This window comes from Psychrobacter sp. TB67 (assembly GCF_000511065.1).
Lineage (GTDB): Bacteria > Pseudomonadota > Gammaproteobacteria > Pseudomonadales > Moraxellaceae > Psychrobacter > Psychrobacter okhotskensis.
Window position 1 is genome coordinate 1 of record NZ_AYYA01000078.1, and the last position, 15,896, is coordinate 15,896.

Below are 15,896 nucleotides of genomic sequence, written 5' to 3' on the forward strand. Positions count from 1 at the left end.
TGAACCGCCCCGACTTTATCGGAGAGTGATTTACTTGAGTCAGGCAGCGATGCCTGACAGGGTTAAATTATCATAATACCGCTTTTCAAACTCAAAGGGTGACACATATCCAATCGTGCCATGTAAACGGGTTTTATTAAACCAGTCCACCCACTCAAGGGTTGCCAGTTCAACATCGTTCACACCAGTCCAGTTCTGCTTTAAATAGTCAATTACTTCAGATTTATAGAGTCCATTGACCGTTTCAGCCAGTGCATTGTCGTATGAATCACCTGTTGTACCAACAGAAGCAATCACGCCGCAGTCCGTCATCTTATCGGTATAGCGAATAGATAAGTACTGAACCCCTCGATCACTGTGATGAATCACATCTTTGGGATTGTTTCTATCTGTTATCGCTTGATTTAATGCTGCCATTACCATATCGGTATTCATACGATTAGATACTTTCCAGCCGACGATAGCGCGAGCAAACACATCAATAACAAAAGCGGTATTCGCCCAGCCGCTTATCGTCTTGATATAGGTAAAGTCTGCCACCCAGAGCTGGTTAGGGCGATGAGCGCTAAAGTTACGATTAACCAAGTCATCAGCACGCTTTTGATCATCACGGCTGTGAGTTGTTATTTTACCCTTACCGCGCCAGACACCTTGTAGGCCATGCTGTCTCATTAAACGCTCTATGGTACAACGAGCAACCTTTAACCCATCAGCTTTCATCTGCTGCCAGACTTTACGCGCACCATAACGGCATTTGCTGTCAGTCCAGATGCGTCTGATTTCACTGATGTAAAAGTCGTCATGCTGACTGCGAAGGGAACGCTTCTCAGGGCAATCCTCCAAGTCTTTAGCACGATAATAAGTTGACGGGGCAATCGGTAATACTCTACAGATCAGCTCGACCCCATAAAGATGTTTATTGTCGTCGATGAATTGAATCATGATTTTAGTCAGCGGTCGAGCTCCGCCTGGGCGAAAAAAGCCGCAGCCTTTCTGATGATTTCATTAGCTTGCTTGAGCTCTTTATTCTCGCGTTCAAGCTCTTTGATGCGTTCTTTGTCGCTTTGCGCTTGCACTGAGGCAGGAATAGTTTGATCGATGTGTTTTTTATGCCATGATCGTAGGGTTTCAGGCGTACAGCCAATCTTAGGGGCAATGGCTTGAATGGCTGACCATGTAGAGGGATAGTCGTTTTCTGCTTCGATCAGCATGCGAACGGCGCGTTCTTTAATCTCAGGAGTGTAGGTTTGTCTTTTCATTGTCGTATTCTCTCAGAATGTTGAGTCTCCGACAATCTCGGGGCGGTTCAATGGGACTGTCTGTGGCTAGCAAGTACAAAAGATGAAAACTAAATGGGGTAGCTGCAATATCGAGCAATGGCGAATATTACTTAATCTTGAATTGGCTAAAAAGCCCTTCCCGGTTTAGAGTATATTATCGTGCATGAGTTATTACACTTTAAGGAACGATAGCACAACGATAGATTTAAAGCATTATTAGATACACACATATCTGACTGGAGATCGAGACGTGACTTACTTGATCGGTTGCCTGTAGGTCAAAATGACTGGCAACAGCGAGAGTAGTATCTTATTGTCTGATCAGATATATAGATTCGCTACTTTTAAGCTAGATATAGGCTGGCTTGAGATTTGTCAGATGCTAACCACCTCATTAGTGCGGTTATAAGAATATCAATATCATAAATTCATATACGATGTGACTGATTTTTATAGAAGTAAAAAAGGTTGCCAACACTATATTGTGCATAGTGTTAGCAACCTTTCTTTAATTGGTATTTTACTTAGTTGATGTGCTTAATATTGGGGTTTGTGCATAGTGTTAGCAACCTTTCTTTAATTGGTATTTTACTTAGTTGATGTGCTTAATATTGGGGTTTGTCAATACCGGGGTTTGATTGTTAAAAACGATACAACCTTAAGGTTCAGTTAAGGTTGCTCCTTTATCATGCTTCCATGATGTTAATCGTGCTAAAAGCTTTTAGCCATTTGGAGACAGCTGATGTCATTATCTATTGATAGCACTCATACCTTGCAGAATGTTCTAAATACGACCTTCTATATTGAAGCCGTTAAGCCAATGTCAATATTGGAGGTGCAAGGAATACCTTCATCCCTATATATACGCGCCAGCACTCAAATTCCAATAGCGACATCGCCTACTTCATATACTCAAAATCAAGATGCCCAAGCATTCATCAAACAAATATATGAGTACATCCATCACGCTAGATTAAGCTACTTTATGCCTATTTTGTTTTCAGGTTTTGCCGATATGCCATCCTATGGCGATTGGTTATCCGCTGACGATGATACTTTGCCCGCGTTTAAAGGCACGAGCGTTGCTATCGGTCTAAAACCTATCTGTGAAGATAAGATATTTTTAGAGCAGTATTTAAACACGCCAATACAAAATGAGATCAGTAGAGTAGCAGGCGAGCTAGTCAATCGTCAGCGCATTTTTGAGATTGGCAATTTAGCATCAGGTTGTGCTGGTAGCGCGCGGCTTATGATAGCATTTTTGGTGTTTTATTTATCTACCCCTACCCTGAATCCTACGACTCATGAATACCAAACCAAAGCAGACTGGGTAGTGTGTACTGGCACCGATGCTGTGCGACATATATTGGCGCATATGGGCATTCGCAGCCATGTTATTGCCAAGGCCACTGCAGAAGCGCTAGAAGACCCTGAGCAAGTATCATCATGGGGCCATTACTATCAGCACAACCCTTTGGTGGTCGCCATCAATGTGGCAGATGCTAAGCGGGTATGCGCCCCTCATTATCGCTATAACGAAACGTTAGAGATGAATTATGCCACTCGTTTGACGCTAAATAAGATAACCGTTTAATACTCATTCATTAGCTTACCATCAACCAATAACACTGCACCACTACAAGACAGTGAGAATAACATGAAACCCATTTATACCGCGATATGTGAGCATGCCCGTCAGTCACCTATGCAAGTGGCGATACAGACGATAGACAATGACAAAACGATCAGTCTGACTTATGGCCAGCTTCAACGCACGTTGTCGGTGCTCCATGAGACATTAGACATATGGCAAGGCAAGCGTGTCGCTTTATATACCCATAATGATATAGATTGGATCATACTCGATTTGGCATTGAGTACCGTCGGCGCGGTCGTTGTGCCAATCCCCTTATTCTTTAGTGCATCACAAATTGCGCACTTACTACAAGATGCGCAGATAGAGACGGTATATGTTGGAGCTAGTTTAACAATGCCAATCATAGACAATATGGATCATTGGGTGATCGCTGATACACCAGAGACAAAAGCCATTAAGTCTGAGCAGGCGACTCATATCAAAGGTAGCTTTTATCAACTTACTGACACTATCATTGACCCTAGCCTTACCTCTCAAAATTCCTCTACTGCCAACGATTTTTGCAAAGTGACTTACACCTCAGGCAGTACTGGTATGCCAAAAGGCGTATGTTTGGGTCAAGATACTTTGATGCGTATTGTTGAGTCGTTATCGGGTGCGCTAGCTGACACCTTGAAAAATGACGCTGCTAACACTTCAGAAGTTACCGAGACCACAAGCAAATTTAGTCATTTGAGCGTGTTGCCTTTTGCCACTTTGTTAGAAAACGTGGCAGGCGTCTACGTGAGCCTATACATGGGCCGTACTTTGGTGACAGGGCAAATTGATCAATTTGGTTTGCTATCCAATCAAGCCTTTGATGCCGAGCGGCTGATAAAAACCGTACGAACCCATGATATCGCCAGTGTTATTTTATTACCACAAATGCTAAAAGCCATTTGCGAGCAAATGGCAGCTAATGAAAAATCCCAAATTTGCACAAGCACTAGTGGCGAGTGTACGCCTAGTATTGCTTTGCCATCCTTAAGATTTATGGCAGTAGGCGGCGGCAAAGTTTCACCCAAATTATTACAAGATGCTAACACCTTAAACTTGCCTGTCTATGAGGGCTATGGCTTGTCTGAATGTGGCTCTGTGGTCAGTCTAAATACGCCTAAAGCAAAGCGCGCAGGCAGCGTGGGCAAACCTATGCCTCATGCATCGGTCAGCATCGCAGCCAGTGGCGAAGTGATGGTCACGGGCAATGCGATGCAAGGCTACCTAAACCATGATAATAGCAACGAAGACCATGGCATCATTGCCACAGGGGATATCGGTCATCTAGATGACGACGGCTATTTATACATCACAGGTCGACGCAAAAACGTGCTTATTAGTAGTTTTGGCCGAAATATCTCGCCTGAATGGGTAGAAGCGCAGCTCTCAACGCAGCCTATTATCTATCAGGTGGCGGTACTCGGAGATGGTGAGCCTCATCTATCTGCGGTGATAGTCGCCAACCCTAACGCGACATCAGCAGATAACAGTGATTTACAATCTGCTATCAAACAAGCACTAAATATCGTAAACCAAACCTTGCCTGACTATGCTCGTATCAAACAGTGGCATCTAGCCGAGCTACCTTTCAGCACTGACAATGGATTATTAACCGATAACGGTAAATTGCGACGACTACAAATTCTTGAGACTTATAAATCAGCACTCGGCTTATAACGGACACTCTCACCAGCAGCACAACAGACTCTATTACTAAGCTTTTAATAAAACATAGTAGGAAAAATGCCGTTGACCGTTTAGATAGTACATAAATAGACCAAACCTAAATAGATCAAAGCTAGCCGTTAGCCTACATATATTTTTACCACTTATCGTTATAGGACAGCATTATGCAAACCACTCTTATGCTAAATGATTTGATAAAAAGTGACGTTATCGAAATTGACACTCCTGAGGTACTAACCTCTCAAGTGTCTGCCAGCGTATCATTACCTAAGACCTCTGATATTTTAACGGCCTTAAAAACCCATGGTTGGATGTTACTTCGAGGTCATCACTACGATGTGGACACGTTTAGTCAGTTGATGAGTCAACTGTGTCAGACCTTAACCTATGATCCTGCCCGTCAAAACATCACTTCTGAAGCCCAAAAAGTGGACGCAGGTGCGCATGCTATTGGACTACATATCGAAAATGGCAATACGCCGATGCCACCTGATGTCATTGCCTTTTTTAGTGAGTTAAGCGCCAAAAAAGGCTCACAAACAACGATATGTGATGGATATGCTGTGTATCAAGCACTATCACCTGAGCTAAAAGCCACTTTTAGTCAGCCGATGCGTATCAGTCGCTATTTACCTCAAGCAATTTGGCAAAATTACGTGGCTACTGCGACCGGCAGAACAGATGCCGCTGATCAAATAAGCTTGGATGATTTAGATAAATTTATCGCTGCGACGACGAGCAAGACGTTAACGCATCATGTAGAGCCTCAGACAGATGGCGGCGTTCGGTACGTGTTACAGGTACCTGCTATCCGAGAGGACAACTTAAGCGGGCAGTTCGCCTTTGCAAACACATTACTTGGGCCATCATTTAACTATGAAAAACCTAAGTTCACCCTAGCGAATAGTCAAAGCGTTGATGATGAGCTAATAGCCAAGCTGACTCGAATCTGTGAAGTGCATACTCAAGAAATTGCGTGGCAAAATGGTGATGTGGTGATACTAGACAACAAACGCATCATGCATGGTCGTCGACAAATTGACGTGCCCTTAGCAGAGCGTAAGCTGTATATTGCGATGGGTCTTGGAATTAAGCATGGCATTAATCACTCAGACGATTAGCAACAGCGCATATCACTACAATCCGTGCTTCAATAATCCATGCTTTAATAATAATTGTTCAACAAGGATGCGATATCATGACACTACCTAATGGTCAATCAGCCCTAATACAGTCTACCCTGCAATACACCATACTAATTGGTGCCACGGGTGGTATCGGACAAGAGATCGCACGGCAATTATGTGCCAATAATCGACCGGTAATCTTGATCGGGCGTAACAATCAAACCTTGACGCATTTAGTGGATGAGTTGACCAAAGACTATCCTGATGTCCCGCTTCTGTCTCATACATGTGACTTAAGCTCGCAGGCGTCGCAATCGCTACTGTTAGAGGGGCTGGGTGAAATGACACAAGGCCATGGAAACGTCATTGATACTGTCATACTCAATGCAGGTATCAATGACTTTGCATTACTCACGGATCAAAGTGATGATACGATCGAACAGATGATGTTGGTCAATGTGGCGTATCCACTACAGCTCATAAAAAGACTACTGCCTATCTTGATAGCACAGCATAGTCCGAGCCAAATAATCAGTGTTGGCTCAACCTTTGGCAGTATTGGCTACCCAGGTTTTAGTGCTTATAGCGCTAGCAAGTTTGCCTTACGCGGCGCAAGTGAAGCGTTAGGCCGCGAGTATGCCGACACCTCAGTGAAGTTTCGATATTTTGCGCCTAGAGCCACCAAGACCACCATGAATAAAGATGCAGTCGTCGCCATGAATGAGGCATTGAAAGTGAAAATGGACTCGCCTAAGACCGTCGCAAAAGCGTTGATTCACTTTATATCAACCAAGCAGGCGCATCAGCATTTGGGGTTTCCCGAGCGTTTTTTTGCATGGCTCAATCGACTGTTTCCCAACATTGTTGGCAATGCCATTGTCAAAGACCTACCCACCATCAAACAATACGCTAAAAAAGGACAGTAACCAGTTAGGTTGTCATGGAGTGAGTATGTTGTTAAATGGCCACGCCAAATAAGCGGCCAATCAATGAGGTTGCTACCATAGCTAGTACCCCCCAAACTACTACTCTAGTAGTAGCAGGAACAACAGGCGCACCGCCCAAACGAGCAGAGATGATCCCAAGTAGCATTAAGCCTACTATCGTCAAAGAGGCCAGTGACCAAACCAGTGTTTCCGCTGGTAATAGTAGTATCCCAATGATCGGTAGTATCGCCCCCGCTATAAATGATAGTCCAGAGGCAACTGATGCATGAATAGGCTTCGCTTCACTAAGATCCGTTAAGCCTATCTCATCACGAGCATGAGCCTCCAGGGCATTGTGCTCAGTCAAGCTTACGGCCACTTGATGTGCCAAATCATGCTCAAGTCCACGCGCTTCATAAATTTTTGTGAGCTCTATTAGCTCACGCTCAGCATTATGCGTCAGCTCATGTCTCTCTTTATCGAGATCCGCCTTTTCGGTATCCGCTTGTGATGAGACAGAAATATACTCGCCAGCCGCCATCGACAACGCACCTGCGGTCAACGCGGCCATGCCAGTCAACAGCAATGTCTGACTGCTTGGGCTGGCAGCCGCTACCCCAACCAATAAACTGGCTGTCGAAATCAAACCATCATTCGCACCCAGCACTGCTGCCCTCAACCAATGATTGCGATTGCTCAAATGTGCTTCGTCATGAATAGAATAATGATGCATAAAATCCTTAAAAGGTATAGACACGGATTGGTATATCCTAGTGTAGCTTATAATATCACTGCAGTTTATACCGCTTGATACTATAACGCTCCATACATAGTCATTTGAACGGTCAATCGAATTGCCAATTAAATAGTCACTTGACTTGTTTCATCATCAATAATCTATAGCTAGTCAATACAAAAACCAATGTCTGACTACTTGCATAAAATAACAGCAACGGTAATGCTCGACTGTCAGATCCCACCATAAACACATGGATGCTAATAAGCATATAAGCTGTAAAGGTCAAAAAGTGTAGCCATCGCCACACTGATTGACCAATATACTTCTTAATATAGAAACTGAATGCACAGATAAATAACAGCCAAAACCCCATCTGTCCCAATGCCACGCCCACCCGATCAGTCTGGAAACCAAAAGGTACTAAAATCTGCCATATATGCAGATTTAGATAGTTATCCGCCAATAAAATACCAGCATGAAAAGCGGCAAAGCCTACCGCTATCAGACTTAAATACTGATGCAAGGCAAATACCCTAGCCGCATTAAAATGCTTTCCTAAGCGTGTACTCAGTAATAAACCAAAAACCACTGCCAGCCAAAATAAAGCATAAGCAATCACACCACTTGCCCGTGATAAATACCAAAAATGCTTATCTGTGGCGGTCAGTAGTTGTGAGACCGTCTCTCCCCACATCAATAGCATGTAGCTGCCGACTCCGATGGCAATACTCAAAATCAATACAATCCACATAACCTGAACAAGAAGCGACGTATTAGAAGTAGCCTGGCTGTGAGTAAGATTGTCTGTATGCATGACGATACTCCTATGAATGCATCTACTTAATATATTGGTATCTGGCGTATAGAGCGTGAGTCGTTAGACGGCAACCAAGTTGGGCTCACTCAAATTTGGCTCAATAGCAATGGACGATATCACGTTGTTATTCGTATCAATTAAGAGCGCCGCAATATGATGCTGGTTCAGCCATGTTATTGCTTCTGTAACGCCGAGGAGCACACAATATTTTGCGTATACCTCTGCTGTTACAGTATCCGCAGCCATGACCGTTGCTGTCAGGACATCACTGATAGCCGGACGGGAATAATGAGGGTGAATTAAATGATGCTGCGGGCGACCTTTATGCCACCAGCGCCGATAATCTTGCCCAGAAGTGGCGACAGCACCAGATCTCAAAGTAAGAATTGCGACATCTTGGTCGTTTTGCATATGCTCGCCATTAGCACAGTAAGGTTTAGCAATTGCCACGCCCCAAACAATTGGACTGTCTATTGCATTATCTAGGGCTTGGCTTCTTGGGACACCGATTGCTATATCACCGCCCATATCTACCAAACAAGGGAGTTGCCAGTCATGACTTCGACTAATCTGCTCAGCTAATTGCATGGCACACCAGCCTTTGACATAACCATTCAAATCAAGTGCTATTCCAGCGGGCAGGTAGATCTGATGCTGACCATCAACCAATCGGCGACACTGAATACTGTCTATTTGCTGATTAGGATTGTTAGCATTGGGTTGAGCTTGTAAGTATGTGGCGGCATTTGAGCCAGAGTTTGAGGTAATTACGGGTATAGATGGCGTAGACATTTTTGGCAAGGTTTCAAATGACTGCCTATAACCAGCAGCCCAGAGCGGTTTGAGTAAGGTTGGGGTTATGAGACCTTGAGTTTCTACAACAAAATATATGGCGCGACCTAAGACCTCAAACAACTCTGCACTTACCTCCCTCCATTGGTCGGTATGATTATTAAGTCTCATGAGCTCACTGGTTTCATCGAAACGACTAAATATATGCTCCCAGCGTGCTAAACGCTGCTGAGTTTCACTTTTTAACAAAGAAATTTGGTGATCTATTATTTCCTGCGAGTGCTGTGTGCCAATCTTGGTAATGTTTAACGTTATTTGAATGTGGCAACCCATCGCCGCCAGTTTCAGAGTCGCCAATTTTGTCGTGTTCTTACTCATCAGAAGACTCCATTTTTTGCGATAGGGTATAAGCTCAATCATTACTCATCTTTGCTTATTTATTGATTTGCTGGTTATTGAGAAGAACGCGTACGGGCGACGACTGTTATTGCCTCTACAGGAGCAGCTTCATTGACCTGCCTCAGCTGTGTGATGTCAACAATGGGTATTGATGCAGCAGCTAGCTCACCACTCCCAGAATCTGTAGTATTTACAGTGACGGCGCTCACAGATGGGCTGTCTGTCTCTTGATTGAGCAAAAATAACCATCCACCCATCGTGCCTGCAATCGATGCAATCATGATACTGCTTTTAAGAAAGGCGAACGGATCAGCTTTTTTACTCGTCTTATTAGCAGGTTTCTTTGGAGTTGCTTGGGCCGTTGATTGTGTATTAGTCATCATAATCATCTTCCTCCTCATGGTGTTTGTAGCTCGTTGCGATTAGATGATCACTCTTTTTGTAATCCTCGTCACGGTATTTGCCGACTTTTTCATTTTCGTCCCTGTCGTCATCATGATGCTCATCTCGATCATCTTCATCGTAGTCTTCATAAAAATTCTCAACACGATAATTATTGGTCGCTACCGGATTTAGAACCGTGCCTAAATTGGCGTCAATATAAGTGGCGCTATTATCTAATAGCACTTCATAAGCGACCTTACCGTTATAGTTGATGAGCTCTGGATTGGCCTGCAATATCGCATTGGGTGCGTCTTGTTTTGCCAGTGCTGTCGCTTGCGCAGGACTAAGCGCAGCAAGAGGTAACTGCTGCACCGATGAGGATGATGCGTTAGGTGTGATGTCAGCATTTTGAGTGATGGGATCAGCTACTGATAAAGTACTAGCAGGTTCGGGAGACTGCACGGCTAAGGCAATAACCCCACCAAAGAATACTAAGGAAGTCGCACCGACAGTTAATAATAGTGGTTTTAAGAGCGGTAGGCTCACAGGTTGTACTCCATATAATGTTATTAGGGAATACGAGTAGCATACGCACCGAATATTAACTCAATCTTAAGACAGTATGATTTATTTTTTTACAATGGTTTTGAGAGTGGGCTTTTACTTTTAACTGTTACCACAAAGCCTGTTTCTGGTTGAGAGCGGTTGGCAAACGCTAAGGTGAGGTTGTGCAGCTCGGCGATTCGATTGGCGATTGACAGTCCTAGCCCACTACCTAGTTGGGTTTGACCTGCTGGACGGTAGAAGCGTTCGCTCAGGCGCGCTAGCTGCTCTGGGTCTGCACCCAAGCCATTATCCACCACTTTAATATTATCAACATCTAACTGCAGTTCAATCAGACAGCCCTCTGGGCAATAGCGGATGGCATTGTCTAGTAAATTGCGGATTAATAGCTTAAATAATACTGGATTGATAAGAATGGGCAAAATATCGGCAGGATTGTCACAGTGTACGGTGCGTTTTAATTGAATGTGTTTTTCACGAGCCAAGCGGTTGACATCACTCAGTACAGAATCTGTGAGCATCAGCCAGTCTGGATGCTCTAATTGCTCAGGAGGCAACTGCTGTTGCGGCTCTATCTTGGCTAAAACCAATAATTGATCGACCAAATGGGTCGCACGCTCAATGCCATCGCTAATCTTTTGTGTGTGATAAAACAACTGATTGTCGTTTTCTATGCCAGACAGTTGTAATAGCTGCTGCTGTAACAAGTCTGCTTGTAGTTTGAGCGCAGCCAGTGGACTACGCAGCTCATGAGAAGCATCAGCGGTAAAGCGTTGTTCACGTGCCAAGGTATCTGCCACTTTTATAAACAAAACGTTTAAAGCGGTCACCAAAGGCTGAATCTCTTTTGGTACGTCTGCTGTGATAGGACTATCATCTTGCAGCTTGCGCTGTTCCACCTCGGCACTGATTTGGCTTAACGGCATCAGTCCGTGTCGTATCAATCCGATAGCCAAAATCATGAAGGAAAATAGCCCAATCAACATAGGCAACACTTGCACAGACATTGCTTCGACAATCATTTCTCGGCGAGAATCAAGGTTTTGACCAACAGCGATCACTCGGCCTTCATGCGTGTCATCGTAGCCATTGTCACCATTATAGTCATCATGCGCATAAAATAACCGCCAGCGTTTGCTAAAAGGGTTTAGGCGCTGATAAGCAGAGTTATATTCTTCTAAAAAACCACGCTGGTCTGGCAGAAAAGAAAATGACTGACCATTTTCATCAGCCACTAATAGATGTCCTTCTTTATCCCAAATGGCAAAGCCCATATAGTCATCTTCAGCATCACCCAGGTCACCTGACAGCTCTTTACTTTTTAAATTATATATTTTGGCAGCGGGCTTTTCGCTCTTTTCTCTATGATGCTCTCCTTTACCTTCCTCTTGGTCGCTGTCTTCTTGTTCTCCAGTTTTTGGATCCCCATCTTGTGAATCACTGTCATCAGCAGATACGCCCATCAAATATCGAACCACTTGAGTGATTTGCGTGTCATTCATCTCATTAATTTCATGCCATAACCGCCAAGCAATAAAGCTCGATGTGATAAGCCATAGTAAGGGTAGACCAATGAGTAAAGAGATTAACAGCCGCTGCTGGATACTTTTCATAAGCTCACATGTTGCTCATATATTAAAAGCCAAATTGAACATAAACACTTTAATGGCTATGTGCTGGATTGAGATAGTAGCCGATGCCGCGTTTGGTTAAAATAAAATCATTGCCCAGTTTTTTGCGTAAATGATGGATATGCACTTCAATAGCATTACTCTCAATATCCTGTTGCCAACCATAGAGCTTGTCCTCTAAGCTGGCTCGACTATGAATCTGTTTAGGATGAGTTAGCATTTGCTCTAGTATGGCCACTTCTTTGATGGTTAGCTCAATGACTTGACCTTGATAAGAGACTTGGTGATTGTGAGGCCAATAAGCGACTTCACCATAACGAATCTCAGGTTGGCTCCGTCCCTGACTACGCCGTATCAATGCTTGCAGACGGGCAACCACTTCATCTAGTGCAAATGGCTTGACTAGATAATCATCTGCGCCTGCATTGAGTCCAGCCACGCGATTGGCAATCGCGTCACGAGCCGTAATAATCAACACCGGTGTGTCTAGCTGTTTATAGCGCCAATTTTGTAGCACAGTCATACCATCACCTTTTGGCAACGTCAGATCGAGCAACACCGCATCAAACATATCCTCTTGCAGTGCCATTTCACCTTGCCTAGCATCACTAAACCAATCGACCATCATGCCATGGCTTTTTAGCCCGACAACAATACCTTCAGCAATATTGCTATCGTCTTCTATTAATAGTATGCGTGCCATGACTGTCCTGTTTCGTTGATTATTTTATCTTGGGCGACGCGTCGTTACCGTTTTATTACCGGTTATCATCGACTTAATCAGATTTTGCCGTTCCCAATAACTCATGACAATCGCAGAGATAATGTGTAACGGGACAAGTGAGTATAAACTATTGGCAAGTATTTCATGAATTTCTTCAAGGATGTCTTTACTACCGAAAATTCTTGCCTCCATCAAATAACCACTCACGCCTAACCCTATAATCACGGCCCATAACAATAGCATCATAATGGCAGCCAATGGGTTATGACCAAGATGCTGCTCATCCATACGGCGAGCACTTAAATCAGATAGGTGACGTTTAATACGAGACGATGTAGGAAAAAAGTCACTGAAGCGTGCATAGCGAGTGCCAACTAAACCCCAAAGCAAACGTACAATCACTAACCCTACCACGGTATAACCGACATATTGATGCAGCTCACTGCCTTCTTCGGTAAAAAGCAAATTAGCAGTGATACCAGCCGCGACGGCCCAGTGAGTCACTCTGACCAAAATATCCCAAACTCGTACTTGTCTGGTTTTAGGAATGTTTGATAACAATATATCAGACTCGTGTGTCGGATTCGTTGTACTGTTTTGGTCCATGGTCATCACTCCCTTAATAGTTCGTTTATTTTTTGACGATATAATTGCTAGACATCAAACCTAGGCGAGATACCGCTAGTAGGCTAGACGTTACATCATCTGCTCTACTGCTATTACAACAAACAAACCTTAAGGCTAGCTTAGGAAGCTAAAAACCAAACACTCATATAGTGAGTAATATGTCATGACATTTCTAGGTGGTGATAAAAAATACCGTTTAAAATACCGTTGCTAGCAACATTATTTTTTAAACGGCACAATATTAGAATAAAAGCTGAGACGAATCCAATAATTAATTTATCGTAGTTCGCCTTTAAAGCGTTTACGCACCTGATGCAAGTACAGAGCCGGTGCGACTCGCTACAGTAAGCTGCCAAGGTGCGAAACAGGTTCAGGCAATATCCAGCGTTTGCGTCGCTGCAAACCTTGATCGATCCGTTCGGCCATCCCTTCAGTACTGCGCATACTCCGGCAATCCTCCCGATAAATAAGAACGCTTAGAAATAGAGATTAACTGCTAAACTATCAGCAGAAGAACCCTATGAAAAAGATCCGCTTTAGCGACAACCAAATCGTCAACATCTTAAAGCAAGCAGAGCAAGGTGTCCCTATCACTGAGCTATGCCGTGACCACAATATTGGACAAAGCACCTTTTATAACTGGCGTTCTAAATACGGCGGTATGGATGCCTCTTTAATCTCACGTCTTAAAGAGCTTGAAATTGAGAACGCTCGACTAAAGAAGATGTATGCCGATGAATGTCTTAAATCTGACATATTACAGAATGTCATGTCAAAAAAATGGTAGCGCCATCAAGGCGCCGTGAGATGGCTTGTCACTACCTTGAAGAGCGTTTTATTAGCATACGCAGGGCTTGCCATATCTTTAACATCAGCGTCACTTGCTACTATCATAAGTCAGTTGCCTCTGATGAAAACAAGCTAATAGCGGATTTATTAATAGATCTGACGCAGAAGAATAAGAATTGGGGCTTTGGATTATGCTTTTTAAGTCTGTATAACTTTCTGGGGTTGCCCTACAACCACAAACGCGTCGTGTATCGCATCTACTGCGATCTTGAATTGAACCTTAGAATCAAGCCCAAGCGCCGTATTAAACGTGACAAACCCATACCTCTAGCAGTACCTGATAGTATCAATCAAAGCTGGAGCATGGACTTTATGCCTGATGCGCTAACCGTTGAGATTGACTTTTCACTACCTGCTCAAAGAGTGATACGCGGTCTGAATCAGCTGATTGAATATCGAGGCAAGCCTGATCAAGTGAGATGTGACAACGGTCCTGAGTGCATTAGTAATGCACTCAAAGACTGGGCACTAGAGCAAGATATTGCTATCAGATATATTGAGCCTGGTCATCCACAGCAAAATGCTTATGTAGAGCGCTATAATAGAACGATGCGGTATGATTGGTTAAACCAAGAGCTGTTTACTACTTTAGCTCAAGTCAGAGAACAAGCAGAACACTGGTTGTACCACTACAATAACGAGCGCCCGAACATGGGCAATGGCGGCTTTACGCCAATGCAGAAACTATTTCACGCAGCTTAATTCTATTAGATTAGTGTCTTAGGTTTGGGTGGGTTACCACTTGAATTAAACTTGGAATAGGTATGCCAATAACTAGTTCTGAATGAGCTGGTTCAGGCATTTCTGTTATTCGTGATGTTGAGGCATATTTATTTGATATAAGGCAAGGTACGGTAAAACGTACTATTTAGGCTTGGAAAACTATGGCTGCACCTAAGGTCTATTCATCATCGGATTACTCAGACAGTTGATTAAAAACCTACTCCTACACTAAATATTTGTATTTTTGATCTGTTTCTCAGCGACTGCAATGTACTAGCCAGAACATAACTGCTTAGGTGATGATGACTTCGCTATCGAGGGACTGAAAATCTGATTATAATGAACGTATAAACTTACTTTTAAATATTAAAAACATAAAAAAAGGTTGCCAATGCTATACCAAATATAGCCTCGGTAACCTTTTTTAATTTGGCATTTTACTTAGGTGATATTGTTAATATTGGGGTTTGAGCTTGAATCTTTGCAGGAATGGTTTTATCAATGTGCTTTTTATGCCATGATCGTAGGGTCTCAGGCGTGCAACCTATCTTTGGCGCTATGGCTTTGATGGCTGACCAGGTGGATGGGTAATCGTCTTTAGCTTCAATTAGCATACGGACGGCGCGCTCTTTCATTTCAGGAGTGTAGGTTTGTCTTTTCATTGTCGTATTCTCTCAGAATGTTAAGTCTCCGACAATACCGGGGCGGTTCAATGTGTGTGCTAAGTTATTCTCCAATAATAATCTTATCAGGAATCCACACTGTCATTATTAATGAGGATTTGATGAATTTCTACGAGCGAAATCATAATTTGTTAGATGTCAAAAACTCAACTATTGAGGGGCTATAAATCTTACTTCATGGTATATATGCGCTTATATTTTGTGCATTTGAGACATTAAAAAAGGCTACTAACACTATGCTATATATAGCGTTAGTAGCCTTCGTTTAAATTGATATTTTACTCAGGTGAGGTTGTTAATATTAGGGTTTGA

The 15,896-nt window shown here is 43.3% G+C and carries 15 protein-coding genes, 1 pseudogene and 1 other annotated feature; of the genes and pseudogenes, 6 read left to right on the forward strand and 10 right to left on the reverse strand.

Annotated features, from left to right (window positions below):
• Positions 1–39: 39 nt before the first annotated feature.
• A protein-coding gene (locus W293_RS0114120; protein ID WP_392397033.1) for an IS3 family transposase occupies positions 40–1,259 on the reverse strand; the annotation gives its coding sequence in 2 pieces (ribosomal slippage) (positions 40–983 and positions 983–1,259; 1,221 coding nt in all).
• Positions 868–984 (reverse strand) — a sequence feature (AL1L pseudoknot). Its footprint overlaps the gene before it by 117 nt.
• Before the next feature lie 82 nt (positions 1,260–1,341).
• On the opposite strand from W293_RS0114120, the gene W293_RS17540 reads away from it, so the two are divergent.
• The 5 genes from W293_RS17540 to W293_RS0114145 all read left to right on the forward strand — a co-directional run bounded on the left by W293_RS17540 (position 1,342) and on the right by W293_RS0114145 (position 6,652).
• The gene (locus tag W293_RS17540) at positions 1,342–1,428 is read left to right on the forward strand and encodes a DUF45 domain-containing protein (protein ID WP_240990549.1); all 87 of its coding nucleotides are present in this window, start codon (positions 1,342–1,344) and stop codon (positions 1,426–1,428) included.
• A gap of 594 nt (positions 1,429–2,022) precedes the next feature.
• Complete coding sequence (locus W293_RS16850; protein WP_025653052.1) at positions 2,023–2,874, forward strand: thermostable hemolysin; 852 nt, start codon at positions 2,023–2,025, stop codon at positions 2,872–2,874.
• 63 nt (positions 2,875–2,937) lie between these two features.
• Positions 2,938–4,590, forward strand: coding sequence for an AMP-binding protein (locus W293_RS0114135; RefSeq protein WP_025653053.1), 1,653 nt, complete (start codon positions 2,938–2,940; stop codon positions 4,588–4,590).
• Positions 4,591–4,763: 173 nt separating this feature from the next.
• The gene (locus W293_RS0114140) at positions 4,764–5,720 is read left to right on the forward strand and encodes a TauD/TfdA family dioxygenase (protein WP_025653054.1); all 957 of its coding nucleotides are present in this window, start codon (positions 4,764–4,766) and stop codon (positions 5,718–5,720) included.
• A gap of 77 nt (positions 5,721–5,797) precedes the next feature.
• Positions 5,798–6,652 (forward strand): SDR family oxidoreductase, encoded by an 855-nt coding sequence (locus W293_RS0114145; RefSeq protein WP_025653055.1) that lies wholly within the window; start codon positions 5,798–5,800, stop codon positions 6,650–6,652.
• A 31-nt stretch (positions 6,653–6,683) separates the two neighbouring features.
• Here the strand turns inward: W293_RS0114145 and W293_RS0114150 are convergent, their stop codons facing one another.
• The 8 genes from W293_RS0114150 to W293_RS0114185 all read right to left on the reverse strand — a co-directional run bounded on the left by W293_RS0114150 (position 6,684) and on the right by W293_RS0114185 (position 13,308).
• Complete coding sequence (locus W293_RS0114150) at positions 6,684–7,385, reverse strand: VIT family protein (protein ID WP_025653056.1); 702 nt, start codon at positions 7,383–7,385, stop codon at positions 6,684–6,686.
• A 136-nt stretch (positions 7,386–7,521) separates the two neighbouring features.
• Positions 7,522–8,205 carry a hypothetical protein gene (locus W293_RS0114155; RefSeq protein WP_025653057.1) on the reverse strand — a complete coding sequence of 228 codons (684 nt, stop codon included), beginning with the start codon at positions 8,203–8,205 and terminating at the stop codon, positions 7,522–7,524.
• A gap of 63 nt (positions 8,206–8,268) precedes the next feature.
• Positions 8,269–9,378: an FAD:protein FMN transferase gene (locus W293_RS0114160; protein WP_084212341.1), complete on the reverse strand. Its 1,110-nt coding sequence runs from the start codon at positions 9,376–9,378 to the stop codon at positions 8,269–8,271.
• A gap of 74 nt (positions 9,379–9,452) precedes the next feature.
• Entirely contained in the window at positions 9,453–9,782 is a 330-nt protein-coding gene (locus W293_RS0114165) for a hypothetical protein (RefSeq protein WP_227502415.1), read from the reverse strand.
• Complete coding sequence (locus W293_RS0114170; protein ID WP_025653060.1) at positions 9,772–10,329, reverse strand: PepSY domain-containing protein; 558 nt, start codon at positions 10,327–10,329, stop codon at positions 9,772–9,774. Before W293_RS0114170 ends, W293_RS0114165 begins: the two co-directional genes overlap by 11 nt.
• Positions 10,330–10,418: 89 nt before the next feature.
• The gene (locus W293_RS0114175) at positions 10,419–11,960 is read right to left on the reverse strand and encodes an ATP-binding protein (RefSeq protein ID WP_025653061.1); all 1,542 of its coding nucleotides are present in this window, start codon (positions 11,958–11,960) and stop codon (positions 10,419–10,421) included.
• Positions 11,961–12,009: 49 nt separating this feature from the next.
• Positions 12,010–12,681: a response regulator gene (locus W293_RS0114180; protein ID WP_025653062.1), complete on the reverse strand. Its 672-nt coding sequence runs from the start codon at positions 12,679–12,681 to the stop codon at positions 12,010–12,012.
• Positions 12,682–12,705: 24 nt separating this feature from the next.
• The gene (locus tag W293_RS0114185; protein WP_025653063.1) at positions 12,706–13,308 is read right to left on the reverse strand and encodes a cytochrome b/b6 domain-containing protein; all 603 of its coding nucleotides are present in this window, start codon (positions 13,306–13,308) and stop codon (positions 12,706–12,708) included.
• A 541-nt stretch (positions 13,309–13,849) separates the two neighbouring features.
• Between W293_RS0114185 and W293_RS0114200 the strand changes: the two genes are divergently transcribed.
• A protein-coding gene (locus W293_RS0114200) for an integrase core domain-containing protein (protein WP_198015457.1) occupies positions 13,850–14,880 on the forward strand; the annotation gives its coding sequence in 2 pieces (positions 13,850–14,102 and positions 14,102–14,880; 1,032 coding nt in all).
• A gap of 494 nt (positions 14,881–15,374) precedes the next feature.
• Here the strand turns inward: W293_RS0114200 and W293_RS16570 are convergent.
• Positions 15,375–15,563: pseudogene (locus tag W293_RS16570) on the reverse strand (IS3 family transposase); the annotation flags it as partial.
• Positions 15,564–15,896: the final 333 nt, after the last annotated feature.

Coding starts and splice junctions, on each gene's coding strand:
- W293_RS17540 (WP_240990549.1), top strand. CDS start 1,342: ATGAAAACTAAATGGGGTAGCTGCAATATCGAGCAATGGCGAATATTA.
- W293_RS16850 (WP_025653052.1), top strand. CDS start 2,023: ATGTCATTATCTATTGATAGCACTCATACCTTGCAGAATGTTCTAAAT.
- W293_RS0114135 (WP_025653053.1), top strand. CDS start 2,938: ATGAAACCCATTTATACCGCGATATGTGAGCATGCCCGTCAGTCACCT.
- W293_RS0114140 (WP_025653054.1), top strand. CDS start 4,764: ATGCAAACCACTCTTATGCTAAATGATTTGATAAAAAGTGACGTTATC.
- W293_RS0114145 (WP_025653055.1), top strand. CDS start 5,798: ATGACACTACCTAATGGTCAATCAGCCCTAATACAGTCTACCCTGCAA.
- W293_RS0114150 (WP_025653056.1), bottom strand. CDS start 7,385: ATGCATCATTATTCTATTCATGACGAAGCACATTTGAGCAATCGCAAT.
- W293_RS0114155 (WP_025653057.1), bottom strand. CDS start 8,205: ATGCATACAGACAATCTTACTCACAGCCAGGCTACTTCTAATACGTCG.
- W293_RS0114160 (WP_084212341.1), bottom strand. CDS start 9,378: ATGAGTAAGAACACGACAAAATTGGCGACTCTGAAACTGGCGGCGATG.
- W293_RS0114165 (WP_227502415.1), bottom strand. CDS start 9,782: ATGATGACTAATACACAATCAACGGCCCAAGCAACTCCAAAGAAACCT.
- W293_RS0114175 (WP_025653061.1), bottom strand. CDS start 11,960: ATGAAAAGTATCCAGCAGCGGCTGTTAATCTCTTTACTCATTGGTCTA.
- W293_RS0114180 (WP_025653062.1), bottom strand. CDS start 12,681: ATGGCACGCATACTATTAATAGAAGACGATAGCAATATTGCTGAAGGT.
- W293_RS0114185 (WP_025653063.1), bottom strand. CDS start 13,308: ATGGACCAAAACAGTACAACGAATCCGACACACGAGTCTGATATATTG.